At 71.9% G+C, this 25,454-nt stretch carries 23 protein-coding genes; 12 read left to right on the plus strand and 11 right to left on the minus strand.

Annotation, left to right across the window (positions count from 1 at the left end):
• Window positions 1–4: 4 nt before the first annotated feature.
• Complete coding sequence (locus IPL89_11645) at window positions 5–2,257, minus strand: protein kinase (GenBank protein MBK9063830.1); 2,253 nt, start codon at window positions 2,255–2,257, stop codon at window positions 5–7.
• A 51-nt stretch (window positions 2,258–2,308) separates the two neighbouring features.
• Here IPL89_11645 and IPL89_11650 point away from each other — a divergent pair, with 51 nt between their 5' ends.
• The 5 genes from IPL89_11650 to IPL89_11670 all read left to right on the plus strand — a co-directional run bounded on the left by IPL89_11650 (window position 2,309) and on the right by IPL89_11670 (window position 9,424).
• Window positions 2,309–3,520, plus strand: coding sequence for an amidohydrolase family protein (locus IPL89_11650; protein ID MBK9063831.1), 1,212 nt, complete (start codon window positions 2,309–2,311; stop codon window positions 3,518–3,520).
• Between the two features lie 60 nt (window positions 3,521–3,580).
• Window positions 3,581–5,164, plus strand: coding sequence for an insulinase family protein (locus IPL89_11655; GenBank protein ID MBK9063832.1), 1,584 nt, complete (start codon window positions 3,581–3,583; stop codon window positions 5,162–5,164).
• Window positions 5,165–5,167: 3 nt separating this feature from the next.
• Window positions 5,168–6,745, plus strand: coding sequence for an insulinase family protein (locus IPL89_11660; protein ID MBK9063833.1), 1,578 nt, complete (start codon window positions 5,168–5,170; stop codon window positions 6,743–6,745).
• Window positions 6,742–8,856 carry a DPP IV N-terminal domain-containing protein gene (locus IPL89_11665; protein ID MBK9063834.1) on the plus strand — a complete coding sequence of 705 codons (2,115 nt, stop codon included), beginning with the start codon at window positions 6,742–6,744 and terminating at the stop codon, window positions 8,854–8,856. Before IPL89_11660 ends, IPL89_11665 begins: the two co-directional genes overlap by 4 nt.
• 64 nt (window positions 8,857–8,920) lie before the next feature.
• Window positions 8,921–9,424, plus strand: a complete 504-nt coding sequence (locus IPL89_11670) for a PH domain-containing protein (protein MBK9063835.1) — start codon at window positions 8,921–8,923, stop codon at window positions 9,422–9,424.
• A gap of 49 nt (window positions 9,425–9,473) precedes the next feature.
• Here IPL89_11670 and IPL89_11675 read toward each other — a convergent pair whose 3' ends face one another.
• The 6 genes from IPL89_11675 to IPL89_11700 all read right to left on the minus strand — a co-directional run bounded on the left by IPL89_11675 (window position 9,474) and on the right by IPL89_11700 (window position 15,010).
• Entirely contained in the window at window positions 9,474–9,878 is a 405-nt protein-coding gene (locus IPL89_11675; GenBank protein ID MBK9063836.1) for a PIN domain-containing protein, read from the minus strand.
• Window positions 9,875–10,177 (minus strand): CopG family transcriptional regulator, encoded by a 303-nt coding sequence (locus IPL89_11680; protein ID MBK9063837.1) that lies wholly within the window; start codon window positions 10,175–10,177, stop codon window positions 9,875–9,877. The genes IPL89_11675 and IPL89_11680 overlap by 4 nt, the downstream gene beginning before the upstream one ends.
• A 67-nt stretch (window positions 10,178–10,244) precedes the next feature.
• A complete protein-coding gene (locus IPL89_11685; protein ID MBK9063838.1) occupies window positions 10,245–10,688 on the minus strand; it encodes an OsmC family protein in 444 nt (147 codons plus the stop codon).
• Window positions 10,689–10,708: 20 nt separating this feature from the next.
• Window positions 10,709–12,142 (minus strand): aldehyde dehydrogenase family protein, encoded by a 1,434-nt coding sequence (locus IPL89_11690; protein MBK9063839.1) that lies wholly within the window; start codon window positions 12,140–12,142, stop codon window positions 10,709–10,711.
• A complete protein-coding gene (locus IPL89_11695; protein MBK9063840.1) occupies window positions 12,088–13,431 on the minus strand; it encodes a hypothetical protein in 1,344 nt (447 codons plus the stop codon). Before IPL89_11695 ends, IPL89_11690 begins: the two co-directional genes overlap by 55 nt.
• Before the next feature lie 10 nt (window positions 13,432–13,441).
• Entirely contained in the window at window positions 13,442–15,010 is a 1,569-nt protein-coding gene (locus tag IPL89_11700; GenBank protein MBK9063841.1) for a glycosyltransferase family 39 protein, read from the minus strand.
• 37 nt (window positions 15,011–15,047) lie between these two features.
• Here IPL89_11700 and IPL89_11705 point away from each other — a divergent pair, with 37 nt between their 5' ends.
• Together IPL89_11705 and IPL89_11710 are read left to right on the plus strand one after the other, a co-directional pair.
• Window positions 15,048–15,908: a glycosyltransferase family 2 protein gene (locus IPL89_11705; GenBank protein ID MBK9063842.1), complete on the plus strand. Its 861-nt coding sequence runs from the start codon at window positions 15,048–15,050 to the stop codon at window positions 15,906–15,908.
• The gene (locus tag IPL89_11710) at window positions 15,908–16,687 is read left to right on the plus strand and encodes a polysaccharide deacetylase family protein (GenBank protein ID MBK9063843.1); all 780 of its coding nucleotides are present in this window, start codon (window positions 15,908–15,910) and stop codon (window positions 16,685–16,687) included. The genes IPL89_11705 and IPL89_11710 overlap by 1 nt, the downstream gene beginning before the upstream one ends.
• A gap of 3 nt (window positions 16,688–16,690) precedes the next feature.
• Here IPL89_11710 and IPL89_11715 read toward each other — a convergent pair whose 3' ends face one another.
• A complete protein-coding gene (locus IPL89_11715; protein ID MBK9063844.1) occupies window positions 16,691–17,881 on the minus strand; it encodes a hypothetical protein in 1,191 nt (396 codons plus the stop codon).
• A gap of 41 nt (window positions 17,882–17,922) precedes the next feature.
• Here IPL89_11715 and truA point away from each other — a divergent pair, with 41 nt between their 5' ends.
• The 3 genes from truA to IPL89_11730 are packed head-to-tail and all read left to right on the plus strand — an operon-like array spanning window position 17,923 to window position 20,973.
• On the plus strand, window positions 17,923–18,726 hold the full coding sequence (truA, locus tag IPL89_11720) for a tRNA pseudouridine(38-40) synthase TruA (GenBank protein ID MBK9063845.1): 804 nt from the start codon (window positions 17,923–17,925) through the stop codon (window positions 18,724–18,726).
• Between the two features lie 14 nt (window positions 18,727–18,740).
• Window positions 18,741–20,078, plus strand: coding sequence for a thioredoxin family protein (locus IPL89_11725; protein MBK9063846.1), 1,338 nt, complete (start codon window positions 18,741–18,743; stop codon window positions 20,076–20,078).
• A gap of 16 nt (window positions 20,079–20,094) precedes the next feature.
• Entirely contained in the window at window positions 20,095–20,973 is an 879-nt protein-coding gene (locus tag IPL89_11730) for an alpha/beta hydrolase (GenBank protein ID MBK9063847.1), read from the plus strand.
• A gap of 4 nt (window positions 20,974–20,977) precedes the next feature.
• On the opposite strand, the gene IPL89_11735 is transcribed toward IPL89_11730, so the two are convergent.
• A complete protein-coding gene (locus tag IPL89_11735; GenBank protein ID MBK9063848.1) occupies window positions 20,978–21,478 on the minus strand; it encodes a DUF4149 domain-containing protein in 501 nt (166 codons plus the stop codon).
• Window positions 21,479–21,482: 4 nt separating this feature from the next.
• The gene (locus IPL89_11740) at window positions 21,483–22,331 is read right to left on the minus strand and encodes an ABC transporter substrate-binding protein (protein MBK9063849.1); all 849 of its coding nucleotides are present in this window, start codon (window positions 22,329–22,331) and stop codon (window positions 21,483–21,485) included.
• 589 nt (window positions 22,332–22,920) lie between these two features.
• Between IPL89_11740 and IPL89_11745 the strand changes: the two genes are divergently transcribed.
• Together IPL89_11745 and IPL89_11750 are read left to right on the plus strand one after the other, a co-directional pair.
• Window positions 22,921–23,439, plus strand: coding sequence for a PadR family transcriptional regulator (locus IPL89_11745; GenBank protein MBK9063850.1), 519 nt, complete (start codon window positions 22,921–22,923; stop codon window positions 23,437–23,439).
• Window positions 23,436–25,115 carry a hypothetical protein gene (locus IPL89_11750; GenBank protein MBK9063851.1) on the plus strand — a complete coding sequence of 560 codons (1,680 nt, stop codon included), beginning with the start codon at window positions 23,436–23,438 and terminating at the stop codon, window positions 25,113–25,115. Before IPL89_11745 ends, IPL89_11750 begins: the two co-directional genes overlap by 4 nt.
• On the opposite strand, the gene IPL89_11755 is transcribed toward IPL89_11750, so the two are convergent.
• Entirely contained in the window at window positions 25,112–25,303 is a 192-nt protein-coding gene (locus IPL89_11755; protein MBK9063852.1) for a hypothetical protein, read from the minus strand. The two genes, IPL89_11750 and IPL89_11755, sit on opposite strands and share 4 nt — an antisense overlap.
• Window positions 25,304–25,454 lie beyond the last annotated feature (151 nt).

The raw sequence follows: 25,454 nt of genomic DNA on the forward strand, positions 1-25,454 counted from the left end.
GCGGTCAGGCGGGCTTCGCGCGAAGCTCCTTGAGGCGTTTCTCGGCCTGGGCGCCCTTCTGCCGCGCCTCGTCCGCCTCGGCCTTCGGCCCGAGGACGCCCTTGACCGCGGCGAGCGCGCGCCAGGCTTCCGGCCGGAACGGGGCGCTGCGCGTCGTCTCCTGCGCCGCCTCGAGGGACTCCTCGAAGTCGCCGCGCCTCTCGAGGAGGCGCGCGAGCGCGACGCCGATCTCCCACGACTTCGGGAAGGCGTCCTTCCCGTCCCTCAGCACCGAGACCGCGGTCTCGGCACGCCCCGTCCACTCGCGGTAGCGCGCGAGCGTCACGAAGTCGCCCGGCTCGCGCACCGCCGGATCGGCGACCGCCCGCTCGAAGAAGCTCATCGCCGTGTCGTCGACGACGCGGCGCCCCCCGGTCTCGACGCCCAGGATGAAACCCTCCGCGAACGCGAGCGCGCGCGTTCGCGCGAGGCTCGTGCTCTCCGGGTGCGCCGCGAGCGCCTTGTTGCACAGGGCGAGGCAGCCCGCGTACTCCTTGAGGCGCAGGAGACCGCGCGCCTCGGTCTCGGCGGCCGCGCGCCTCAGTGCGGCGTCGCCGCCCTCGGGGAACCCGGCGAGCTCCGCCTTCGCTTCGGCCCAGCGCTCGAGGCCCTGCAGGGCGCGCGCCCGGATCACCCGGGGCCTGGGGTCCCTCGGCGAAAGATTCCGCGCCTCCGCGGCGAGCGCGAGCGCCTCGTGGAGCCCCGCGAGCTGCTCCGGCAGACGGGTCTCCGGGACGGCCGCGGCCTGGTGGAGGAGCTGTGCAGCCGCGTCGAGGAGCGTTCCGGCGTCCCGCCGACCCGCGAGCCTCTGGCGCGCCGTCGCGACCGCGTCCGACGAGAGACCCTGGGCGCCTTGCGCGGCGAGGAGAAGGTCGAGAAGGCCCGCGTCGGTCTTGTGCAGGAGGAGGCCCGTGCGTGCCGCGCGCTCGGCAAGGCTCGGGTTGCCGAGGCGCAGGTGCGCGTCCGCAAGGAGCGCGAACATGTCCGACGGCTTGTCCGTCGCGGCCGAAAGGGCGTCGAGGGCGGTGACGGCCTCGGCGGGGCGGTCGAGCTTCAGGAGGCTTCGCGCGAGCGTGATCGCCGAAGTCTGCTGGAGCGGGTCGTCCGGGTGCTCCCGCACGACCGACGGAAGGACGACGCGGGAGAGAATCGCGACCGCGCCGGCCCAGTCTTCCTTCTCCGCGAAACGCAGCGCCTCGTCCAGCTCCTTCTTGGCGCCGCGGATGTCGACCGTCGAGCCGCCGCGGCCCGTCACCATGGCGCCGGTCGCGACCTTCGCGCGCAGCGTGTCGCTGCGCACCTCGGAGGCCTGGTAGCGCATCTTCGGAACGAACCGGCCGATCTTCAGCTCGCGCCTGAGGGACGCGTTCAGGACGTCCGTGGCGAACGACTTCCAGTCCGGGTAGCGGCCGTGCCGCTCGCGCTCGAGCCCGCGCATGATGATGTCGTCGGCGCCGAACGTGGAGCGGCGGAACATCCCGGAGGCGAGGCGCGAAGGCTCGTTGCGGATCTTTGCGCCGCGGATCTCGTGCCAGTCGCCCGTGAAGGGGACGCGCCCGGTCTCCCACTCGTACATGAGGCAGCACAGGCTGTAGATGTCCGACCGCACGTCGAGCGGCACGCCCCCGAGGAGCTGCTCGGGCGAGGCGTACGCCGCGGTGCCGTAGATGACCATCGAGCCGTCCGCCGCGGCCGGGTCGATCTCGCCGCGCGTCCCCGCGATCCCCCAGTCCGACACCGCGGCGCGGTGCAGGTCGTCGATCAGGATGTTCTCGGGCTTGAGGTCGAGGTGGAGGATTCCGTGCTCGCGGTGGGCCCACTCCAGCGCACCCGCGATGCGCACGATCGTCCGGTAGAAGACCTCCGGGTCCTTTTCCGAAAGGTGCGGCCGGAGGTTCCCGCCGTTCATCCAGCGCGAGCACACGACCGGGGTGTCCTTGTACGTGAAAACGCAGAGCGCCTCGACGATTCCGTCGCAGACCGACAGCTTCAGCCAGGTCTGGAGCTCGACGAGGAAGCGCTCGAAGGCCTCGCCCTGCTTCTCGCCCGCCGGCAGCGCCTTCACGGCGAACGCCGGGCCCTGGCCCTGGCGGACCTTCGCGCAGACGCCCATCCCGCCGCGGATGACGTCGACGACCGTGAACGTGTTGGAGGCGAGCCCCTGCGCCCGTGCCAGCTCCGGCAGGGTCAGTTCTTCGCCTGAACGAAACAAAGTCACCTGTATCCAATTCTCTCACCAGCCGCAGCCGGCGTTACCATCGGCGCTTCGATGACGCGCCCCGCCTCACGGACCGCCCGCGCCGCCGCCGTCCTCTCCGCCCTCTTCACCGCCCTCGCCCTGCCAGCCCGGGCCCAGAACGCGGACTTCGTGTGGTACGGCGGCTCGATCCTCGCGGGCAGGGACGCGCGTCCCGAAGCCCTCGCCGTGAAGGACGGGAAGATCGTGGCGCTCGGGACGCGGGCCGACGTCGAGAAGAAGTGGAAGGGAAAGTCGACCCTCCCGATCGACCTGAACGGCCAGACCCTCGTCGCGGGCCTCGTCCCGACGCCCGTGCCGACGCCGCCCCCCGCCGCGCCGCCGAAGGGTCAAGCAAAGAGCGCGGCACGCATCGAGAAGCCGGTCCGGGCGACGCCCACGCCGGCCCCGAAGCCGACGCCGACGCCCTCGCAGCCGCGGGAACCCGCTCCGCCGCTCGAGGCGCTGGGGGCCGACGTGTCGCCGCCGCCGCCCGGCCTCCCTTACACGATCGCATCGGTCCGCGACGCGCTCAAGATGTGGGTCCTTCGCTCGAGCCTCCCGAAGCGGCATCGCGTCGTCGTCGGATTCGGCTACGACGAGACGAAGCTCGCGGAGAACCGCCCGCCCACGCGCGAGGAGCTCGACACGGTCTCCGCCACCCTGCCCGTCATCGTCGTGTCGAAAACCGGAGACGCCGGCGCGTACAACACGCTCGCCCTGCAGCGGGCCGGGATCTCGTGGCGCACGAAGGACCCGCCGGGCGGCACGATCGTCCGCCGCGGGCGCATCCAGGAGCCGAACGGCGCCCTCACGGGCTCCGCGCACGCGGCGGCCTTCGCGAAGCTCGTTCCGCGCCTCGACGAGAAGGAACGCGCCCGCCTCCACGCGGAGAGTGTCCGGCTGAACACGCCCGAGGAGCCCGAGGCCGCGCCGGCCGTGGCCGTAGTCGTCCAGACCCCCGCGCCCGCTCCGGTCCCGACGCCCGCCCCGACGCCGGCCGTCGCCGCGGCCGCGACGGAGCCCGCGCCCGCGGCGCGCGACGCGGGGTCCGAGGCCCTCGCCGCGCTCGTCGCGGACGTCCTCGCCGGGACGTCGGCGCTCGAGATCGGCCGCCCGGCCGACATGTCCGTCCTCTCGGACGACCCGGCCGCCGCGGACCCCGCCCGGCGCGCCGCGATCAAGGTCGTCGAGGAGGTCCGGAAGGGGCGCACCGTCTGGCGGCGGGACACGACGCGCCGCTGAGTCTCCGCGGGCTGGTTCCGGCGTAGGATCGGTCCCCACGCCGTGTCCACAGGAGATTTCATGCGAAACAGAATCATTCTCGCGGCGGCGTTCGCCGCCCTCGCGCTCCCCGTCCGCGCGCAGGAATTGAAGGTCGAAGAGCACGTCCTCCCGAACGGGATGCGGCTCGTCCTCGTCCCGCGCGCCGACGAGCCGTCGGTCGCCGCGGGCTGGGTGGCCCACGTCGGGAGCGCGAACGAGCGCCCCGGCATCACGGGCATCAGCCACCTCTTCGAGCACATGATGTTCAAGGGGACGAAGACGATCGGGTCGAAAGATCCGGCGCGCGACCAGAAGCTCATCGACGAGCAGGAGCGCGTGCGCGGCCTCATGCGCGACGAGGACGCGAAACTGCGTGCCGCCCTCCGGCGCGGCGAGATCGACGACGTCACGAAGCCCGAGAACAAGACGGCCCGGTACAAGGAGCTCGACAAGGAGTTCGACGCGCTCGTGAAGGAGCAGCGCGACCTCCTCGTGAAGAACGAGTTCGACCGGATCTACACGAAGGGCGGCGCGTCGGGCATGAACGCCTCGACGAACACGGACCTCACGCAGTACTTCATCACCGTGCCGAAGAACAAGCTCGAGCTCTGGTTCTGGATGGAATCGGACCGCCTGAGCGCGCCTGTCTTCCGCGAGTTCTACTCCGAGCGCGACGTCGTCTTCGAAGAGCGGCGCCTCAGGACCGAGTCGACGCCGACCGGCCGTCTCGAGGAGGCCTTCGAGGAGATGTTCTGGCACGGCCACCCGTACTCCTGGCCGGTCGTCGGGTACGCCTCGGACATCCCCGCGATCACGAAGGCGCAGGCGGACGAGTACTACGCGCTCTTCTACGCGCCGAACAACATCACGGCCGTCCTCGTCGGCGACTTCGACCCGAAGGAGGCCCTCGCGCTCGCCGCGAAGTACTTCGGGCGCATCCCGCGCGGCAAGAACCCGCCGCCCGAGATGACGCTCCTCCCGCCGAAGTGGGAGGCCGAGATGCGGATGAACGGCGAGGCGGACACGAACCCGCGCGTCGAGGTGAGCTGGCACACCGTGCCCTTCGGGCACAAGGATTCGTACCCGCTCGCCGTCCTCGCGCAGCTGCTGAACGGGCGCACGGGCCGCCTCTACAAGGGTCTCGTCGCGGGCGAGAGCCCGGTCGCGACGAGCGCCCGCGCGAGCGCGTTCGAGCGCAAGTACGCGGGCGAGTTCGGCGTCGAGGCGCAGGTCAAGGACGGGCGAGCCCCCGAGGAGACCGAGCGCGCGATCTACGCCGAGCTCGACAGGATCAAGAAGGACGTCGTCCCGGCCGAGGAGCTCCAGAAGGTCAAGAACAACTCGGCCGCGCAGGCGTTCCGTTCGATGCAAACGAACATGGGCATCCTCTACAACCTCATGGGGAACGACGGGCGCGGCGACTGGAAGGAGTTCCGCGAGGGGCCGAAGAAGATCCAGGCCGTCACGGCCGAGGACGTCCGGCGCGTCGCGCAGACGTACCTCACGAAGGAAAACCGCGGCGTCGCGACGTACACCCGCAAGGGCGGCGCCGCGCCGCGACGGCCGGGCCGACCCGGAGGCCCGCCGCCGGCCGCCGGCGCCCCCGGCATGGAGGCGAAGTAAGCCATGAAGAACGTCCTGAAGGCCGCGGCCGTCTTGTTTGCGTTCGTGTCCGTCTCCTCCCTCGTCCCTTCCGGCGCGGTCCTCGCCGCCGACGCGATTCCCGCGCGGCCCGAGCAGATCGCCGTCAAGCCGCTTGCGTGGGCGCCGCCCGCCGCAAAGGACCGCCGTGTCGTACTCAAGCGGTCCGGCGTCGTGGCGTACCTCGCCGAGAACCACGACCTGCCGCTCGTGAACGTCCAGATTCTCCTCAAGGGCGGCACGTACCTGAACCCGCCCGGCAAGGAGGGGCTCGCCGAGGCGACGGGCTGGCTCCTCGCGCGCGGCGGCACGAAGAAGCGCAAGGCCGAGGACCTCGAGGAGCGCCTCGCGTTCCTCGCGGCGCAGCTCAACCCCGAGCAGGCCGGCGGACGCCCCGGCAGCGGGCGGCCCACGGGATACCTCGACGACCGCGGCGTCGTCACGCTGAACCTTCTCTCGAAGGATCTCGACGAGGGCCTCGCGATCCTCCGCGAAGTCCTCACGGAGCCCGCGTTCCAGGAGGACCGGCTGAGGCTCCGCAAGGAGCAGCTCGTCGCGGAGATGAAGCAGCGGAACGACTCGTCCGCATCGATCGAGGGGCGCGAGCGCTCCGTCCTCCTCAGCGGCGCCGATTTCTACCTGAACAAGTGGGAGACGAAGGCCTCCGTCGACTCCCTCACGCAGGCCGACCTCGCCGCGTTCCACGCGCGCTGGGTCGCGCCCCGTAACATGATCGTCGCGGCCGCCGGGGACTTCAGGAAGGCCGACATGGCCGCGAAGCTCGACGCGCTCCTCGCGAACTGGCCGTTCAAGGGCGAGGCGGCGCCGCCCGTTCCGAAGCCGTCTCACGCGCTCGAACCCGGGACCTTCCTCGTCGACAAGGACGTGAACCAGGGCCGCGTCTCGATCCTCCTTCCCGGGCTCATGCGGACGGACCCGGACTTCATTCCCGCCTCCGTCATGAACGACATCCTCGGGGGCGGCGGGTTCACGAGCCGCATCACGAACCGCGTCCGCTCCGACGAAGGCCTCGCCTACTCGGCCGGCTCCGCCCTCGTGGGCGGCATCTGGTACCCCGGGCGCTTCGGCGCCGCCTTCCAGTCGAAGGTGCGGACGTCCGCGTACGCGTCCGAGATCGTCCTTCAGGAGATGAAGAAGCTGCGCGACGGCGAGGTCTCGGACGAGGAGCTCGAGACCGCGAGGCGCGCCTTCGTGGACACGCTCCCCCGCCGCTTCGCGACACCCGTGCAGGTCGTCGACGGCCTCGCGGACGAGGAGTTCACCGGCCGCTACGCGTCCGACCCGGCCTGGTGGGCCACGTACCAGGCGAAGGTCGAGAAGGTGACGAAGGCGGACGTCTCGCGCGCCGCGAAACGTCTCCTGAAGCCCGAGTCCGCGACGATCCTCGTCGTCGGCCGCAAGTCCGAGCTCCTGAGCCCCGACCCGAAGCATCCCGTGCAATTCCAGGATCTCACCGGCGGCAAGCTCGTCGAGCTTCCCCTGCGCGACCCGCTCACGATGCAGCCCGTCGCGAAGACGCCGGCTCCGGGCGAGAAGAAGTGATCCTTCTCGCCGCCGTTCTGGCCGCTCAGGCCCTCACGCTCGAGAAGGTCTCCGAGCTGCGCATGCCGGTCGCCTACACGTGGCGCGACGCGACGCGCGTCGTGTGGGTCGAGAGCGGCGGACCCGGCGGACCCGACGCGCCGGCCGCGCTCTGGCAAGCCGACGCGGCCACGGGGAAGAAGGCGAAGCTCTTCGACGCCCCTGCCGTGGCGGCCCGCGACGGCAAGGAAAAGAGGCTCTCCCTGCGCGGAGCCGTCTGGACTCCGAAGGGCGATGCGTTCGCCATCTCCTTCGACAACGACCTCTGGCTCGTCACGCCGGGCGGCGAGGCAAAACGCCTCACGAACGACGCCGAGGACGAGACGGTCCCGGCGTGGTCGCCGGACGGAGCGCGTCTCGCGTACGTGAAGAAGCACGACGTCTGGGTCGCCGAAGCCGCGACGGGCAGGGAGACGCGCCTGACGAAGACGGGCTCGGACACCGTCCTGAACGGGTCGCTCGACTGGGTCTACGGCGAGGAGCTCGCCGGGCGCCGCGGCAAGGGCTCGTTCTTCTGGTCTCCCGACTCGTCGGCGATCGCGTACCTCGCGCTCGACCAGGCGCGCGTCCCGACGTACCCGATCGTCGACTACACGCCGACGAACGGAAAGCTCGAGACGCAGCGCTACCCGAAGGCCGGCGACCCGAACGCCGTGCCGTCCGTCCACGTCGTGGACCTCGCGGGCAACGAGACGGCCTCGTTCGCGCCGTCGCCGGACGACGTCTACGTCGCCCCCGAGATGTCCTGGACCCAGGACGGCAAGAACCTCTGCTTCCTGCTCCTCGACCGCCCGCAGACGCACCTCGGCGTCTGGCTCCTCCCGCGGGCGGGGGGGACGCCGAAGAGGCTCCTCGAGGAGAGCGACACCGCGTGGATCAACGCGATTACTCCGCCGCACTTCCTGAAGGACGGCTCCTTCGTGCTCCTCTCCGAGAGGAGCGGCTACTTTCACCTCTACCGCCACGCTGCCGACGGCTCCGTGAAGAACGCGATCACGAAGGGCGCGTGGATGGTGGATGCCACAAGGCTGGACGTTCCGTGGAGCGTCGACGAGAGGATGGGCAACGTCTGGTTCCGCGCGACGACGGCAGACCCGCGCGAGCGGCAGGTCTTCGTCGCGAAGCTGGACGGCTCGTCCACGACGCGCGCGACCGCCGAGCCGGGCGTGCACACGCCCGTCTTCGCGCCGGGAGGGGCGTACTTCGTCGACACGTCCTCGAGCGCGACGGCGCCGCCCCGGACGGTCGTGCGCTCGGCCTCCGGAGCCGTTGCGGCCGTCGTGGACGACAAGCCGCACCCGCTCGCCGAGTTCGACACCGGCACGGTCGAGTTGGGCACCTTCACGGGGTCCGACGGGACGCTCTTCTACACCCGCCTCGTGAAGCCGTCGAGCTTCGACCCGTCGAAGAAGTACCCCGTCGTCGTGTACGTCTACGGGGGCCCGCACACGCAGCTCGTCCAGAACGCGTGGGCGCCGGTCCTCGATTCGTACCTCGCCTCGAAGGGCTTCCTCGTCTGGACGATGGACAACCGCGGCTCATGGGGGCGCGGGCACGCGTTCGAGACGTCGCTTCTGAGGAACATGGGCGCGCAGGAGCTCAAGGACCAGCTCGAGGGCGTCGCCGAGCTGAAGAAGCGGCCGTACGTCGACGGCGCGCGGATCGGAATCACGGGCTGGTCGTACGGCGGGTACATGACGCTCTACGCCGCGACGCACGCGGGCGCGACGTTCAAGTGCGCGGCCGCGGGCGCGCCCGTCGTGGACTGGACGCTCTACGACTCGATCTACACCGAGCGCTACATGAAGACGCCGAAGGAGAACCCCGACGGGTACAAGGCGTCGTCGCCGCTCCTGGCCGCGAAGAACCTCGGGGCCAAGCTCGTGATCTTCCACGGGACGTCGGACGACAACGTGCACATGCAGAACACGATGAGGTTCGCCGACGAGCTCATGAAGGCGCGCAAGGACTTCGTCTTCGTGCCGCTCCCGCGCCAGGCCCACGGCCCGCGCGGCGAAGCGCTTCTCTACCGGAACCAGCGGCTCGTGGAGTGGTTCGAGCAGAACCTTTAGGGGAGGAACCCAGAACCGGCCGGGAGCGCCGCAGGATTCTTGAAGACAGAAGGAATCGAGCGCCATGAAAGTGGACCGGAAAACGGGCGAGCCGATCCTCTTCGAGTTCCGCAGGTTCGTGTTGAGCGGAGCGCTGCAGGTGAACGTCGCGTTCGAGACGTTTCCTTGGCGTTCCTTCCTGCTCGGTTTCGTCGTATTACTTTCTCTGCTCGCCCTCTTTGGGCCCGAAGGCGGTCTCGTCGGTTTGCCTGTGCTCTGCGCGCTCGTCCTCGTGGAGATGTGGAATCGCCGGGACTTCGCAACACCGCGGCGCATCGTCAGTCGGTCCGGCATTCTCGGAGAAAGACGCATCGAAATCCCCTTTGAAGAGATCGAGCGCGTCGAATTCGCGGTCTATCCGAACTTCCCAGAGAGAGCCATGGACATCGGCGAAGTCACGATCCTCGGAGACCGCATTGCACTGACATTCTCGGGAATTCGCCAGCCTGGAGAGATCGCGCAGCATCTTCTCGATCTCAAAAACAGAGACCAGGTTCGGAACGAAATCGTCTCAGGAGCAGGCATGTGAGTCCCTCGCCGAGAACCCGTTCGCGGGGATCGGGCTCGGGCAGCGACCCTCATGGGACGATCGCGAAGCGCCCCAGGCGGAGCGGCCGATAAAGAGAGAAGTCGCGTCGGTCCAGCGTGAAGACGCGCCGGATCTTTTCTCTTTCGGCGACGCGGACGAGAGCCGCGTCCGCGAGGTCCATGGGCAGATCGCGATACTTCCGCATCAGTTCCCCGATCCGGGGGGCGTCAGCCTCGTCGAGAGGAAGCAGCCGCAGCGAACCCTCCTCGAGCATCGACCAGAGAGCGCGCTGGGCGGGCCAGGAGAAACGCAGCAGGTACATCGCCTCCGTGAGGGCCGGCCAGACGGTGACCATCGGGCCCTGCAGCGTTCGCGTGGCCGCGACACACCGCTCGTGGTTGCGGTCGCCGGCGTGGACGAGCGCGACGAGAGGCCCGGCGTCCGTCAGGATCATCGGGCCTTCTTCCGCCGGGGGCGCGGCGCGGCGGCGCCTGCGGCCCCCTTCTCGCGGGCCAGCAGCGCATCGTGAAACCGCTCGCCCGTCTTCTCCGAGAGGTCCGCCGGTCCCCCTGTGGCGACCCCCACCCAGGGCGCAATGGCGTCGTAGAGATTGCGAGCGCGCCGCGCCTTTCGCTGGCGCCCGTATGCCGCGATTGCCTCCCGGATCACGTCGGACTTCGTCCTGTCCGCGTCCCGGGCCAGTCGTTCCACGAGCCGCCCCGTCTTTTCGTCGAGCCTCACGCTGGTCGGCATGGCCGCCTCCGTACTACAGAAGCGTACTACAGGTGGCCCGAGCCGGCACGGGCCGGGGGACCGCTCGTCAGGCCGATTTCGGCGTCACGGCGACCGGGACGGAGCCCCTCACCGCCTTCGAGACGATGCAGTACTTCTCCGCGAGGGCGAGCGACTTCTCGACGTCTGCCCGGCGCCCTTCGAGGAGCGCGGCCGGGACGTGCGGAAAGAGGTCGATCCGCGTGACGTGGAATCCGCCCGCGGGATCTTTCTCGAGCCGGGCCTCGGCGTCGAGGCGCGGCTCGGCGATCCCGAGCTTCAGTTTTTCGACGAAGATCGCCCACGTCTGGAGGAAGCAGGTCGTCACCGCCGCGAGGAGGAGCTCCTCGGGGTTGGCCGTGCCCCCCTTCCCGTCGAGGGCCGGCGCCCCGGTGTGTACGGCCGCGAACGAGCCGTCTGCGTTAGCGAGGCGGCCCTCTTTGGCCGAGGAGTCCCAGGATGCCGAGATCGAAAAGGTCGTGACGCCTTCCATCGCTGTCCTTTCGGGGCCGTTCAGGGCCGGAGCACGAGGAGCCGCGGCTCCGTGAACTCTTCCATCGCGTAGGCCGGGCCCTCGCGCCCGACACCCGACTCCTTGACGCCGCCGTACGGCATGCGGTCGGCGCGCCACGTTGGGACGTCGTTCACGAGAACCGCGCCCACTTCGAGAACGTCGAAGGCGCGCTGAATGCGCCCGAGGTCGTTCGTGAAGATCCCGGCCTGCAGGCCGTACTTCGAATCGTTCACGCGCGAAAGAGCCTCGTCCCACGACTCGTAGGACGAAAGCGTCACGATCGGCGCGAAGACCTCCTGCGCCTCGACCTTCATGTCGCGTGTCGTGCCCGCGAGGATCGTCGGGGCGACCACGGAGCCGGTCAGCGTGCCGCCCGCGAGGACGCGCGCGCCGCCCGCGACCGCCTCCTCGATCCACGCCGCCGCGCGCGAAGCCTCCTCCGGAGCGATCATCGGCCCGACGTCCGTCTTCGCGTCGAGCGGGTCCCCGACGGCGAGGGCCGCCGTCTTCGCGAGGAGCTTCGCGCGGAACGCCTCGAAGACGTCCTTCTGGACGAGCGCGCGCTGGACGGAAATGCACGACTGCCCCGCGTAGCCGAACGCGCCGGCCGCGACCCGCGAGGCCGCGTCGTCGAGGTCCGCGTCCGAGTGGACGACCACGGCCGCGTTGCCGCCGAGCTCGAGGCCGACGCGCTTTCGGGGCGCAATCTCGCGGAGGCGCCAGCCGACGGCCCCGGAGCCGGTGAACGAGACCACTGGGAGCCGCGGGTCGGTGACCAGCGCTTCGGCCTCGCGGCCCGAGATCGCGAGAACCGCGTAGGCATCCGCCGGCCAGCCCGCATCGCGGACGATCGACTGGAGCGCGAGGGCCGAGAGCGGCGTCTGCGACGCCGGCTTCTGGACGACGGGGGCGCCGACGGCGATCGCGGGCGCCACCTTGTGTGCCGTGAGGTTGAGCGGAAAGTTGAACGGCGTGATCGCGAGAACGGGTCCGAGGGGCACGCGCTTGACGACACCCCAGCGCGCGACCGACGCCGCGTTCACGTCCAGCGGCAGCATCTCGCCCTTCCACGCCTCGAGCGCCGCCGCCGCCGCCGAGAACGTCGCGGCGGCGCGCTCGACCTCGGTGCGTGCCGCCTTCAGCGGCTTGCCGGCTTCGCGCGCGATCACGGCCCCCAGTTCGTCGCGGCGCGCCTCGAGAGTCGCCGCGACGCGCCTGAGGATCGCGACACGCACGTACGTCGGGAGGGCGCGCGTCTCCTCGAAGACGGCCACGGCCTTCGCGACGGCCGCGTCGACTTCCGCCGCCGACGGGCGCGGGACGCGCGCGATCTCCGCCCCGTCGAACGGGGCGCGCACGACGAGAACGGAGAGGTCGCTCACGACTTCTCGTCCTTGAGCTCGTCCGGGTTCCAACCCTTCGGGGCCGTCCATGCCCGCGCCGAAAACAGCGTCGAAAGGGCGCGGCCGAGAAGCGCCGACGGGCGCCGGGCCTCGAACGCGTCGACGACGCGGGAGATCTCCGGGGGCGCCGAGGCGGGGACCGCGAGGCGCGCGAGAGACACGAGACCGGCGGGCGCCTCGCCGCGCACCTTCTCCCAGGGCTCGGTGAGCGCGGCTTCCTCCGCCGGCGTGAGCGGCGTGACGCCCGTGAGCGCGAGGCGGCCCCTGACGACCGCGAGGAGGAGCGGGAGGTCGCGGAGCACCGGCACGGCCGTCTCGAAGCGGAACGTCGTGAACGGTGCGCGCCCGCCGCCGGGCGCGTTCCCGGCCAGCGTGACGGGCCCCGTCGCGTGGCCCGCGTTCGCGATCGCGCTCCACGCGGCCGCGACCGGCCAGAGAGGCAGGGAGAGCGCGAGCGCCGCGACGCCCAGCGCGCGGCCGCTCCCGTGCGTCCCCGCGGCGGCCGGGAGCTGGTCGGTCAGGAGGCTCGCGCGCCCCGTCGCCGCGTCGACGACGAGGTTTCCCGAGACGACCGCGTTCTCCAGCGTGACGCCGGGCGGAATCGCGGTCTTCGGCAGGACGCTCGTGTTCACGAGGCGCGCGCCCGAGAGGACCGCCGCTTCCTCGCCGACCGTGGTCGAGCCCTCGAGCTTCGCGCCGCCCTCGGCCCGCGCGCGCTCCGCGAATGCGGTGGCGCCGTTCGCGTGCGCGGCGTCCGCGCGCCGGTAGGCCGCCACGGAGTCGACGAGGACGGGCGCGGCCGCGAGCGGCAGCGCCGCGAAGTCCGGGTCGTGCGCCCAGTCGGGCGCGCCGGGCTCGCGCGGGAAGTCCTTCTTCTTGAGGGCTCCCGGCAGGATGCGCCACATGCCCGCGGGGCGGCCGCCGATCGTCGCCTCCACGACCGGGCCGCGCGCGTCCTCCACCTTCGAGAGGAACTCGCCGATGGCGGCGTGGACGCCGACGTCGCCGCGCACGACGACGGTCTCGCCGTCGAGGCGGTGCTCGAGACGGCGCAGAACGTCGCCCGCGCTCTCTCCGTCCTCGCGCCGGACGATCTCGAGGGCGATGCCCCAGCGGATGCCCTTCCCGAAGCGGCGTTCGACCTCGCCCGCGCGCGGGCCCACGACGAGGAGCGCCGACCGCCGGCCGGCGCCGACGAGAGCCTCCAATGCGCGTTCGAGGAGCGGGACGCCCGCGAGCGGCAGGAGGGCGGGCACGACGCGCGAGGCGAGCGGCCCGAAGGCCGTGCCGTCGCGGTCGGCGAGAAGGACGGTCGTCATGGGGGGCCGATTATGGCCGGGAGGCGCCCGGGGCGGGAACGGCGCGTTCCGGGACGAAAACGGCGAGCCCCGTCGTTCGTCCCGCGCGGGCGTTCACGTCGGCCGTGACGTCCCGCGCGTGTCCGGCGATCCACGCCCGCGCGTCCGCGGAGGGCGCCGCGGGCGCGGCGTCCGCCTCGCGCCACGCCCAGCAACGCAGGCCGCCGCGGGTCTCGGCGTCGAGCGAGACGGGTGTCTCCTCTCCGTTCCACGCGAGGCCTGTCCGGAAGAGGTGGAACGCCACCGCGTCGGGCTCGGGCGCGCGGAACGCGACCGCGCGCGGCGACAGCGACGCCACCGCCGGCGCGATCTGTTCGGCGAGCTCACGCGCGCCGGTCCGGTGGGTCAGGAGGTCGTGCCGGATCCGGCGCGCCGCCTCGATGCCGCCGAGGACGAGGAGGGCGCCCATCGCGCCCGCCGCGACGCGCTGCGTCGTCCGCGAGGCGCGCGCGCGCGCCGAGACGACGACGGCGGTGGCTCCGAGGCCCGTCAGCGTCGCGATGGCCGGCATGACGGGGATCGACGAAAGCCGGTAGCGCCCCGCGACCACGACGACGATCACGAGCTCGACGAAGTAGCCGCCCCAGAGGAGGCCGTGCGCGAGCCGGCGGTCCCCGCCGGTCGCGCCCGAGGCGATCTCGTCCTCGCCGACGTTCCGCCAGAGGAACGCGACGCCGAGGAGCGTCACCGGCAGGAACCAGAAGACGGGCCGGAGGATCGACAGGAGGTCGGCGGAGAACGCCGTCGGAAGCGCGGCGGTCCGCGCCGCGGCCTCGGAGGCCCCGAAGGCCGTCGCGACCTGGAACGCGAACGTGTCGGGACGCAGGAGAAGGACGGCGAGCAGGTGCGACCCGCCCACGAGGAAGAACGCCGCGAAGAGGAACAGCAGCGAGCGCTTCGTGCGCCCGAGCGCGAAGAGGCGCGGGCGGGCGGCGAGCGCGAGGAGAAGCGGGAGGAGGAAGAGCGCGACCGCGTACCCCTTCGCGAGGAAGCCGAGGCCGAAGAAGACGCCGGAGAGCGCGCCCTCCCACGGAATGTCCTCCTCGAACGCGCGCAGGCCGAAGATGATCCCGGCGAAGCCCAGCGTCACGAGCGTCGTCTCCACGGTCGCGACGCGCGAGGCCGCGACGAGAGGCGGGAACAGCGCGACGAACGCGCCCGCGAGGTGGCCCGCCGGCTGCCCCCAGCCGCGGCGCACGATCCGCTCCACGACGAAGGCCGCGACGAGGCCGAGGATCGCCGACGGGAACCGCACGGCCCACTCCTCGGCGCCGAACACGCGCACCATCCCGGAGAGGAGCCACGGGAAAAGGATCGGCGTGCCGGCCGGGTCCCCGAGCGGCGTCGTCCCCGGCGCGAGCACCTGCGCGCCGCCCTCGAGGACGTTGCGCGCCCCGACCGCCCAGCGGCCCTCGTCGGCGGCGAAGAGGTCCGGCCGCCCGAGGAGGATCAGCCGGAGCAGGGCCCCGGCCGCCAGCGCCGCCGCAAAGAGGAGGCGGCCGGACGCTTCGGGATCTTCAGACGGACGCCCGGCGGACACGAGTCGGAGTATACGGACGGTCCATACTCTTTCCCCGATGCCCGAGCCGGCCGGTCCGCCCCTCACGGTCACACTGATCGCGCGCGACGAGGAGGACCGCCTCCCCGAGGCGCTCGCCGCCGTGGCGTTCGCCGAGGAGATCGTCGTCGTCGTCGACTCCGCGACGACGGACAAGACCGCCGAGATCGCGGAGGCGGCCGGCGCGCACGTCCTCGTCCGCGCGTTCGACGGCTTCGGGACGCAGAAGAACGCGGCCGCCGCGCTCGCCACGCACCGCTGGATCCTCTCGATCGACGCCGACGAGGTCGTCTCGCCCGCCCTGGCGGTGGAGATCCGCTCCCGCCTCGCGGCCACGGTTTTGGAGAAGAGCCCGCCGGCCGCGTTCCGCATCCCGATCCGGCTCGAGTTCCTCGGGCGCGAGCTCCACTTCGGGCGCGATACGGTGGTGCGGCCGGCGCGCCTCTACGACCGCACGCGCGCGCGCTTTTCCGAGGACCCCGTGCACGAAAAAGTCGTCGCGACCGGCCCCGTCGAGGCCCTCGACGAGTCCATCCTCCACCGCTCGTACCGCGACCTCACGCACTACCTCGAGAAGCTCGACCGCTACACGACGCTCGCCGCGGAGGCGAAGTGGGCGGCCCGCAAGGGCGCCATGCCGTTCCTCCCCGTCCGCGTCGTCTGGGAGTTTTTCGACCGCGCGATCCTCAGGCTCGGGGTCCTCGACGGCACCGCGGGCCTCACGTTCGCGGCCCTCTCGTCCGCGAACACGCTGGTCAAGTACCTCAAGCTCCGCGAGCTCGAGGACGCCATCGCGCGCGGCGAACGCCTGCCTCCCGCGAATGCCCGCGTCGAGGACACGGCCGTCCTGCGCATCCGGGCGCTCATGCGGTTCCGCTGATGGACGGCGCTCTCGCCGCCGCGCTCTTCGCCGCCGGGATCGGCCTCTCGCTGCGCTTCAACTGGTGGCGTCCGAGGCGCCCCGGCACGCCCATCCTCATGTACCACGAGGTCGGGCCGCACCGCGGGGGCTCGAAGCTCAACCACTGGCGCGTCCTCCCGGAAGACTTCGCGCGCCAGCTCGCCCACCTCGCGCGGCGCGGATATCGCGGCGCTGCGCTGCGCGACCTCCTCGACGTCCCCTCGGCGGACGGGAAGCGCGCGGTCCTCACGTTCGACGACGGCTATGCGGGCGTTCTCGCGAGCGCCCTCCCGCTCCTCGGGACCCACGGCTTCTCGGCCACGGTCTTCGTCGTCTCGGGAAAGCTCGGCGGCGTCAACGACTGGGACGGCGAGACGCCGGGCGACGCGCTCCTCTCGGCCGACGAAGTTCGCGCGCTCCATGCGGCCGGAATCGAGATCGGCTCCCATGGCGCCACGCATCGGGCCCTGCCGGAGCTCTCGGACGCCGACCTCACCGCCGAGGTCGCCGGGAGCAAGGCGGCACTCGAGGCCGTGATCGGCGCGCCCGTCGTCTCCTTCTGCTACCCGTACGGCGCGTTCGACGAACGCAGCGTCGAGGCCGTGCGCGCCGCTGGCTACCGCGCCGCCACCGTCATCCGCGGCGGCATCCCGCCCGACCTGTCCGACCCCTTCCGCCTCAAGCGTGTCGCCGTCCGCGGCACGAACACGCTTCTCGACTTCTCGCTCGCGCTCACGCGCGGGCGCTCGCGCCTCTAGGCGTCAGGCGGTCTCGCCCCACGCGATGGCGCGCTGGCGGAGCGCGTCGCGCGAGGCCGTGTCCGGCAGGTCCAGCAGGACGGGCACGATCGGCAGGTCGCCCGGGTCCCAGTCGATGAGCGCCGCCGCCGCGGGCGCGACGCGTTCGGCGAGCGGCCAGGTGCGCGCGGACTTGCGCGCGACGCGCCCGGCGCCCGCGGCATCCTCGATCTCCTCGTCCTCGCCGAAGAGCTCGGAGACCGCGGCCCCGCTGCGCCGCCGCGCGAGCGCGATCGCGTACTCCGTCCAGTTCGGCAGGTCGACGCCGAGACGCTCTTCCTCGAAGAGGCGCAGGACTTCCATGAAACGGTCCCCGGCGCGCGCGACCTGGCGGCGGGCGTCGACGTTCTCCGGGCCCGCGGGCGCCTGGAGCGCGGCCGCCGCGGCCCGGTGCCTCTCCACGAGGTCCTTGAACCGCGTCCAGCTCATCCTCACGTGAAAGCCGGGGCGGCGCGGCCCGTCCGGCGACTCGGCGCCGAGCGATCTGAGCTCGGCCTCGCGCGCGGCGACGCCCGGCGACCACCGCGCCGCCGAGATCAGGACCGCCTCGCCACAGGCGAGGTCGGCGCCCTGCACGAAGCGCAGCGCCTCCCGTGCGCGTGTTCCGGTCGTCGAGCGGTCCACGAGGCGCTCGGCCGCGAGCAGGTGAGCGCCCGTCCGCGCGAGAAGGCGCAGGCCCTCGAAGCGGTCGGGTCCGCCGCGAAAGACGTCCGCGAAGGGCGGCAGGAGGTCCTCCGGCCCGTCCACGACGCGGCGGGCGGCGAGGAGCTCCATGTTCGCGAGCGTCGGCGGGAGGAGCGCGAGGGCGCGGCGCGCGACGGCGTCGACGGAGGCCTGGATCTTCCGCGCACGCGCGGCGTCGGCGGCGGCCTTCGCGAGGCGGCGGGAGATCGCGGGGACCTCGCGCACCGGCGCGTCGAGGACGGCCAGGATCTCGAACGGGTCGGCCGGGTGGCCGCTTCCGTCGCGCCCGACGAGCGTCGCCCCCTCGCCGCGGCCCAGCGCCCCGCCGAGCGCGGCCCCGGCCCACGCGTCTCCGGCGGCGTCCTTCAGGGCGGAGAGAAGCGCCCTCAGGCTCGCGGCCGCGCGCGCTTCGGCGCCGGCGTCGCGGGCACGCGTGAAGGGGCGGGCGGCTTCCAGCGTCTCGCTCGTCACGAGCAGCGTCAGGATAACGGGTTCGAGGCGACAATGGGGGCATGACCGCCCCGAGCGTCCTCCGCGCGACCCTCGAGTACGACGGCGGGCGCTACCGCGGCTGGCAGTCGCAGGTGAACGCCCGCACGGTTCAGGGAGAGCTCTACGCCGCCTGCCGCGACGTCCTCGGCAAGGACGTCAAAGTGAACGGCGCGGGCCGCACGGACGCCGGCGTTCACGCCTTCGCGCAGGTCGCCTCGCTCCACGGCCCGTTCACGGCCCCCGCTTCCGAGCTCGGGAGAATCCGGCAGGCTCTCAACGACCGCCTCCCGCCGGACATCCACGTCCTGAATCTCCAGCCCGCGGGCCGCACGTTCCATGCGCGCCACGACGCGGGCGAGCGCATCTACCGCTACCGCATCTCGCGGCGGCGCACGGCGTTCGGCAAGCGCTACGTCTGGTGGATCAAGGACCGCCTCGACGCGAAGGCCATGCAGGCCGCCGCCGACCTCTTCCCGGGCCGCCACGACTTCGGGAGCTTCTGCGAAAACTCCGAGGGGCACGACTCGACGCTCGTCGAGGTCGCGTTCGCCCGCCTCGAGACGCCGCCCGAGGCGCCCGACCTCCTGATCTTCCGGATCGGCGCGTCGCATTTCCTCTGGAAGATGGTGCGCCGCCTGACGGGGACGCTCGTGGAGGTCGGCACGGGACGGCTCGGCGTGAAGGACGTGAAGGAGATGCTGACGACGCGCACGGCGAAGAGCGCCGCCTGGACGTCGCCGCCGTCCGGTCTCTTCCTCGAGTCCGTGACGTACCCGGGGGATCCCCCGCCGCCGCCCATCGACCCCTTCCGCCCCGGCTTCTGAGGCAGAATCCGCGGGTGAGACCTGCCTCGTTCCTCCTCGCCCCCGTCTTCGCCGCCGCGCTCGCCGCCCCGCTGCCGCTGGCCGGGGCCGAGACCGCGAAACCCGCCGGTGTCCACGTTCCCTTCGTCGAAGGCAAACCGTTCGCCGAGGTCCTGAAGCGCGCGAAGGCCGAAGGCAAGCCCGTCATGCTCGACGTCGTCGCCGCGTGGTGCGGCCCGTGCAAGATCATGGACAAGACGACGTTCGCCGACGCGAGCGTCGTCGCGTGGTCGAAGAAGTTCGTCGTCCCTGCCCGCGTCGACGCCGAGAAGGGCGAGGGCCGGAAAGTCTCCGCCCGCTACCAGGCCTTTTCCTTCCCGACAGTCGTCTTCCTCGACGGCGACGGGAACGAGATCGACCGCCTCGTCGGCGCCTACCAGGCCGCGGACTTCCAGCGCGGCGGCGAGGCCGTTCTCGGCGGGAAGACGCCGCTCCTCGACGGCCTCTCGAAGCTCAAGGCGAAGTGGGACCACGAGGAAGGGATCCGCCTCGGAAGCGCCCTCGCGCTGCGGCGGGACCGCGCGCGGCTGCGCCCGATCGCGCTGCGGGTCGTCTCGGAGGAGGGCGAGCTCTCGCGCCCGGAGGTCTTCCAGCTCTTCGCGCAGCTCGTCGCCATCGAAACGCTCGACGACGACTTCTCGCCCGAGACCGGCGACCTCATCGCGACGTTCCTCCCGCGCCTCGGCACCGACCCGCGCCGCGGCTTCTTCGCGGCGGCGTACGTCACGGCGCTCGGCAAGCGCGGCGACGTCGCGACGGCCCGCTCGGTGGCCGCCGAGACGCTGGCCGCCGTCGGCGAGGGCGGGCCCTACAACGCCGACGTCCTCGCCGCGCTGGGCGGCGCCGAGAAGAAGGCCGGCCGCACGGCCGAGGCTCTCGCGGCGTACCAGCGCGCGGCCGACGCCGCCACGAAGAACGGCGCCGCCCCGGGCGTGCGCGTCGAGCGCCAGCTCGACCTCGTGGAGGCGAACGCCGCCGCGGGCCGCCCCGCCGAGGCGAAGAAGGCCTGGGCCTCCGCGCTCGAGCTCGGCGCCGGGGCGCTGGACGCGGGCCTCTCGACGCGCGCCTCGCGCGCCGCGCTCGCGCTCAAGGACGGCCCGGAGGCCGTCAAGCAGGCCCGCCGCGCCGTGGAGCTCACGCAGGGCGAGGACGCGGCCGCGCAGGCCGCGCTCGCGCAGGCGCTCCGCGCTTCGGGCGACGCCGCCGGCTCGTCGGCCGCCTGGAAGCGCGCCGCCGAGCTCGACCCGCAGAACGCCGAGTACCGCGCCGGGGCGGAGACCGGCGCGAAGAAGAAGGCCGCGAAGGCCTCCTGAGCCTTCGCCTCCGCGCATGCGATCGCTCGCGGAGATCCTCCTCTCACCCGTCGGCCTCGCGCCCGTCACCGCGTCGACGGAGGCGTTCCGCATGGCCGTGGCGGCCGCCGCGGGCGACGCCGGCATCGTGGAGATGCTCGTGCACGACGGCGACCCGGAGGAGCCCGCCCGCCTCGTGACCCTCTTCGCCTCGCCGGGACGGCCCGAGACGCGGCCGACGCTCCTCTTCCTGCATGGCAAGGGCGGCGGCGGAGCCGAGTGGACGAAGGACGCGGTGCGTTCGCTGAGGCTCGGCTTCAACGTGCTCGTCCCCGAGCTGCGCGGCCACCCGCCGTCGACGGGCGCGCGGATCACGTGCGGCATCCGCGAGACGAACGACCTCCTGCTCCTCCTCGACCTCGCGCGGGAGCGATTCGGCGTCGAGGCCGCGCGCCTCGGGATCGACGGCTGCTCTCTCGGCTCGCTCCTCGCGCTGCAGCTCGCGGCGGCGCGGACGCCCGCGGCGCTCTGGCTCCAGTCCCCGTTCGGCGACCTGCGCGCGATGGCCGTCCACTACCTTCACCGCGCGACCGGATTGCCTCGCATCCTCCTCGAGGGGCCGGTGCGTCTCCTCGTCCGCCGGATCGAGAGGACGGAGAAGCTCGATCTCTCGCAGGCCGACCCCGTCGCGGCGGCCCGGCGCGTGACGTGCCCGACGACCGTCGTCCACGGCGAGACGGACGAACTCGTGCCGATCCGCTTTTCGCCGCGCCTCTACGAGGCGCTCGCGGGGCCGAAGACGTTCTGGCGAGTTCCCGCGTGCGGGCACTGCCACCACGCGGACGAGCCGCAGGCCGTCCTTCCGGCGGAGTACGAGCGGCGCTGGACGGAGTTCTTCCTCGAGAACGTCCCGTAGAGCCTCAGGCGTCGCCCTTCGGCAGCTGCCCGAAGCCCGCGGCGAAGACGCCGGCCGAGGCGAGGATCCGCACGAGGAGAGTCAGCGACGAGACGCCGTGGAGGCGCCCCCAGGCCTTGCGCAGGGGATCTTCCTTCGAGACGAGGTCGATCGGGCCCATGCGGGCGCGCCGCTCCATCATCTCGGGCGTCACGACGAAGAGCGACGCCGCGGCCGCCACCGCCGCGATCGCGAGGAAGCGGACGGCGTAGCCCCTTGCGCCCGCGGTCCAGGGGCGAGCGCGGTTCCACAGGAAGAGGAGGAGCCCGAGGAGAAGCGCGAAGCCCAGGGTCGCCGCGTCGAGCACGTCGAGGAGAACCTTGTTCACGGCGCCCGCCGCGTGGCGGCTCGGCGACGTCTCGAGGACGACCCGGGCGCCGAAGGCGCCGAAGAACGCGAGCATCCCGCACCAGAGGGCGGCCAGGAAGAGGAAGCCGCCGGCGAGAACTCGCGTCCGCTTCGTCACGCCCTCAACCCTCCGCCACCCACTCCGGCTCGACGAGCGTCGGAAGGATCCCGGCGTCGTGGCCGCGCCTGAGGAAGAGGCGCACGGCCTCCCGGCCCCTCGGCCCGTAGGAGCGCGTCCAGTCGTTCACGTACATCCCGACGAAGCGGTCGGCCTTCTCGCGCGGGAGGCCGCGCGCGAAGCGCATCGCGTCCGTGAGGGCGTCCTCGCGGTGGAGGAGGGCGTACTCGATCGAGCGCCCGAGGGCGCGGGAGACCCGCGCGATGAGCTCGGGCCCGAGGTCGCGGCGGACGGCGTTGCCTCCGAGGGGGAGCGGAAGGCCCGTCTCCTCCTTCCAGACGACGCCGAAGTCGGCCACGAGGTGGAAGCCCTCGTCCTTCCAGGTGAGCTGGCCCTCGTGGATCACGACGCCCGCGTCCACCTCGCCGGCGTTCACGGCGTCGCCGACCTTGTCGAAGGCCATCACGACGGGCGTCGCATCCTTCGCGTAGAGCGAGAGGCACATCGCGGCGGACGTGAGCTTCCCCGGAACCGCCACGCGCTTTCCGGCCAGGTCGGCGAGCGTGCGCGGCCCGCCCTCGCGCCGCGCGACGACGCAGGGGCCGTAACCGTCGCCGAACGACGCGCCGTGCGGAAGGAGCAGGTAGCGGTCCGCGAGGTACGCGTAGGCGTGGAACGACACGGCCGTGATCGCGAGCTCGCCCGAGAGAGCGCGCCGGTTGAGCGTCTCGATGTCGGCGAGCGTGTGCGTGTAGGTGACGCCCTCGGTGTCCACGGCGTTCGCGCGCAGTCCGTAGAACATGAACGCGTCGTCGGAGTCGGGCGAGTGAGCGAGAACGAGTGCGTCCGTCATGTGAGGTCTCCGATTCTCTCCGCGCGCGATCCTAGCCCGGATGCGCGCGAGACCCCCGGCGAGGCGGCAAACGAGCGGGTGAAAAAAACTTCGTCCGTCAAGAAAAAAATTCTTGATTCGTGCCGTCGAGGCTCTATACAATTCACTCAGCAGAAAAAAAGAGACGGCGCCGTGATCGATTCACGATGCCGTCTCACGGGAACCAGATCTTTTGAAATCGATCGACTCTCAAGTGACTCAGGGCAGTCGACAGAATCCGGAAGCGCTAGTCCCCGTCCTTCGAGGGGCGGACAACCTAGCATGCAGCTTCCGGCACTGTCAACGAAACCTGCCAGTAAGGAGGTGACAGAAACCATGCCGGCCAAGAAGAAAGCTGCTAAGAAGAGCACCAAGAAGGCGAAGAAGGGTAAGAAGTAACTTAGTTACTTCAAACCATTCCAATCCAAGGTATTTCCGGGATTCGGGGGCTACACCAGCCCCCTTATTTTTTTGTCCGGACGCCATCCTGGCGTTTTCCGGACCCCGAGATTTCCACAGCGTATTCCTCGGGTTTTGCACGGCGGTATGTGAAGTCTCATATACTCGCGGCATGTCGCTCTCACACGTCCTGCTGGGTCTTCTCTCGACGACTCCGGCCAGCGGGTGGGACCTCAAGCGGCGCCTCGGCGAGGATCCCGCGCGCGGATGGGACGCGGATCTCTCCCAGATCTACCCGGCTCTGCGTCGTCTCCTGCGCGGCGGCTTCGTCTCCCTCAAGCGGCGGCGCTCGCCGCAGGGACCTCCGCGGAGGGAGTACCGCGTGACGCCGTCCGGCCGCCGCGAGCTGAAGGAGTGGCTCGCCGAGCCCTACGCGCTCCCCCGCCCGCACGACGGGACGCTCGCGCGGCTCGCCCTTCTCGAGCGCAGCCTCCCACCCGACCGCGTGCGGCGCCTGCAGGAATACCGCGGCCTCCTCGCCGACGAGCTCAAGCGCGCGGCGACCGGCACGACCGCCGCGCGGCGGCGGCGCCGCGTCCTCCTCGAGACGGAGCTCGCGTGGGCAGACGCGGAGTCGGCCGCGCTCCTCGCGGGCCGCTCGCTCGGCCCCGCCGCGAAGGAGCGCGCGTGACCGCCCGCGAGGCCTTCGGCGTCCTCGAAGCGGCGCGGACCGAGCGGGGCCCCTCCGCCGCCGCCCGGCGGCTCGCGGCGCTGGACGTCGTCTCGCGCGCCCGGCTCGTCACCGCCAGGCAGGTCGAGCGTCTGCACGAGGCGCTGTGCTTCCTGCGCGCTTATCCGGACGACGCGGCCGTCCTCGCGCGGACCGAGGTTCTCCTCGCGCGCTTCGCCCGGCGGCCCGACCTCGCTCGTCACCGCGCCGCGCTGGAAGACAGCGGCATCGCGGGCACGAAGACGCGCTTCCCCTTCTTCGCCGGCACCGCGCGCTGGCTCGCCGCGCGCTGGGGCAAACATCTCCGCGTGGACTGGCGGCGGTTCGAAAAGGGCGCCGCCCTCGAGCGCCTCCTCCCCCTCGTCACGCTCTGGGCCGAGACGCCCGCCCTCGACGAGCTCGACCTCGGGACGCGCGGCTGGGTGAAGCGCCTCAAGGGGCCGCAGGAGACCGACGCCGCGTTCCTCATCCGCCGCCTTTCCAGGCTGGGCCGTGGAACGTTCGAGCAGGAGGCGGCCTGGGAGGGGCTCGAGCTGCCGCTCGTCCTCGAGCCCGGCCCCGGCACGCCCGCCCGCACGAACGCGTGCATCCGGACGGCGCCCGTCGTCTTCCAGACCACGCCCCTCGACCGCGGACGCCCCGACGTCCGCCGCGAGATCGCCCGGCCGCCGCTCTCCGTCGAGGCAGTCCCCCGCCGGGACGCCGAGCGCTATCTCGACCTCGCGAAGGAAGCCATGGTCGCGAGGGCACGGGACCTCGATGCCTTCCAGTGGGGCGACCCGGAGGACGTCCGCCTCGTGACGTATCCGGACGGCCTGTCGTTCGCCGCGATCGGCGTCGTTCCCGAGCGCCGGCTGCTCCTCGAGTCGGTCTACGGGTTCCTGACGCTGAAGAACGGCGTCCCGATCGGCTACGTCCTCACGAGCGCTCTCTTCGGCTCCTCCGAGATCGCCTACAACGTCTTCGAGTCGTTCCGCGGCGGTGAGTCGGGCCTCGTCTACGGCAAGGTCCTCTCGATGTCGCGCGCCCTCTTCGGCTCGGACGTCTTCACGATCTTTCCGTACCAGCTCGGTGGTTACGGCAACCCCGAGGCGCTTCAGTCGGGCGCGTGGTGGTTCTACCGCAAGCTCGGCTTTGCGCCCCGCGCCCCGCGCGCCGTGGCTCTCATGGAGGCAGAAGAGCGGCGGATGGCCGCGGACCCGAAGCACCGCACGTCCCTCCCGGACCTGAAGGTCCTCGCCTCGGAAAACCTCTACTGGTTCGGCGGACGGGAACGCAGCGACGCGATCGGCCTCGTCGAGCTGCCGAACGTGGGCCTGCGCGTCGTCGACATGGTGGCCGCGCGTTTCGGGTCGGATCGCGAGAGGGCGGAGGCGGTCCTGACGGCGGAGGCGGCGCGCCTGCTCGGCGCGCGCACGAACGCGTGGACGCCGGCCGAGCGCCTCGCCTTCCGGCGCTGGGCGCCGCTCGTCTCGATCCTGCCGAACGTAAGGGCCTGGTCGGCGGCGGAAAGGCGCGCGCTCGCCGCCGTGATCCGGGCCAAGGGCGGGCGGCGCGAGTCGGATTTCGTCCGCCTCTTCGACGCGCACGGCAAGCTCCGCAGGGCGGTCGCAGCGCTGGCGAAAGATCCCGGCTAGACCGGCGACAGGTTCGCGAACTTCGCGACGAACTTCTTGCGGCCCGCCCGGTCGAAGTAGACGACCAGCTTTTCGGCGTCGCCGGAGCCTTCGACCGTGAGAACCACCCCGACTCCGTAATCGGGGTGCAGCACCTTCGACCCGCGCCGGAAGCCGGAAGCCGTCGGCGGGGGCGGCGTGCGCTTCATCACCCCCCTGACGGGGGTGATGTTCCGCATCGGGGGGCGGCCGAAGAGAGATTTCTTCGAAGGTGAAGAGGGGGGAGATTTCCTGGGATTCGTTCTCGTAGTCGGGAAACAGCGAACCGCCGGACGAGGCGCCGCCTCGGCCACCGAACGC

It is taken from the genome of Acidobacteriota bacterium, from assembly GCA_016716715.1.
Taxonomy (GTDB): Bacteria; Acidobacteriota; Thermoanaerobaculia; order UBA5066; family UBA5066; genus Fen-183.

What these genes read in the sequence shown, in the direction of transcription:
- IPL89_11650 (MBK9063831.1), top strand. Translation starts at nt 2,309, where the DNA reads ATGACGCGCCCCGCCTCACGGACCGCCCGCGCCGCCGCCGTCCTCTCC.
- IPL89_11655 (MBK9063832.1), top strand. Translation starts at nt 3,581, where the DNA reads ATGCGAAACAGAATCATTCTCGCGGCGGCGTTCGCCGCCCTCGCGCTC.
- IPL89_11660 (MBK9063833.1), top strand. Translation starts at nt 5,168, where the DNA reads ATGAAGAACGTCCTGAAGGCCGCGGCCGTCTTGTTTGCGTTCGTGTCC.
- IPL89_11670 (MBK9063835.1), top strand. Translation starts at nt 8,921, where the DNA reads ATGAAAGTGGACCGGAAAACGGGCGAGCCGATCCTCTTCGAGTTCCGC.
- IPL89_11675 (MBK9063836.1), bottom strand. Translation starts at nt 9,878, where the DNA reads ATGATCCTGACGGACGCCGGGCCTCTCGTCGCGCTCGTCCACGCCGGC.
- IPL89_11680 (MBK9063837.1), bottom strand. Translation starts at nt 10,177, where the DNA reads ATGCCGACCAGCGTGAGGCTCGACGAAAAGACGGGGCGGCTCGTGGAA.
- IPL89_11685 (MBK9063838.1), bottom strand. Translation starts at nt 10,688, where the DNA reads ATGGAAGGCGTCACGACCTTTTCGATCTCGGCATCCTGGGACTCCTCG.
- IPL89_11690 (MBK9063839.1), bottom strand. Translation starts at nt 12,142, where the DNA reads ATGGACGGCCCCGAAGGGTTGGAACCCGGACGAGCTCAAGGACGAGAA.
- IPL89_11695 (MBK9063840.1), bottom strand. Translation starts at nt 13,431, where the DNA reads ATGACGACCGTCCTTCTCGCCGACCGCGACGGCACGGCCTTCGGGCCG.
- IPL89_11705 (MBK9063842.1), top strand. Translation starts at nt 15,048, where the DNA reads ATGCCCGAGCCGGCCGGTCCGCCCCTCACGGTCACACTGATCGCGCGC.
- IPL89_11710 (MBK9063843.1), top strand. Translation starts at nt 15,908, where the DNA reads ATGGACGGCGCTCTCGCCGCCGCGCTCTTCGCCGCCGGGATCGGCCTC.
- truA (MBK9063845.1), top strand. Translation starts at nt 17,923, where the DNA reads ATGACCGCCCCGAGCGTCCTCCGCGCGACCCTCGAGTACGACGGCGGG.
- IPL89_11730 (MBK9063847.1), top strand. Translation starts at nt 20,095, where the DNA reads ATGCGATCGCTCGCGGAGATCCTCCTCTCACCCGTCGGCCTCGCGCCC.
- IPL89_11740 (MBK9063849.1), bottom strand. Translation starts at nt 22,331, where the DNA reads ATGACGGACGCACTCGTTCTCGCTCACTCGCCCGACTCCGACGACGCG.
- IPL89_11745 (MBK9063850.1), top strand. Translation starts at nt 22,921, where the DNA reads ATGTCGCTCTCACACGTCCTGCTGGGTCTTCTCTCGACGACTCCGGCC.
- IPL89_11755 (MBK9063852.1), bottom strand. Translation starts at nt 25,303, where the DNA reads ATGAAGCGCACGCCGCCCCCGCCGACGGCTTCCGGCTTCCGGCGCGGG.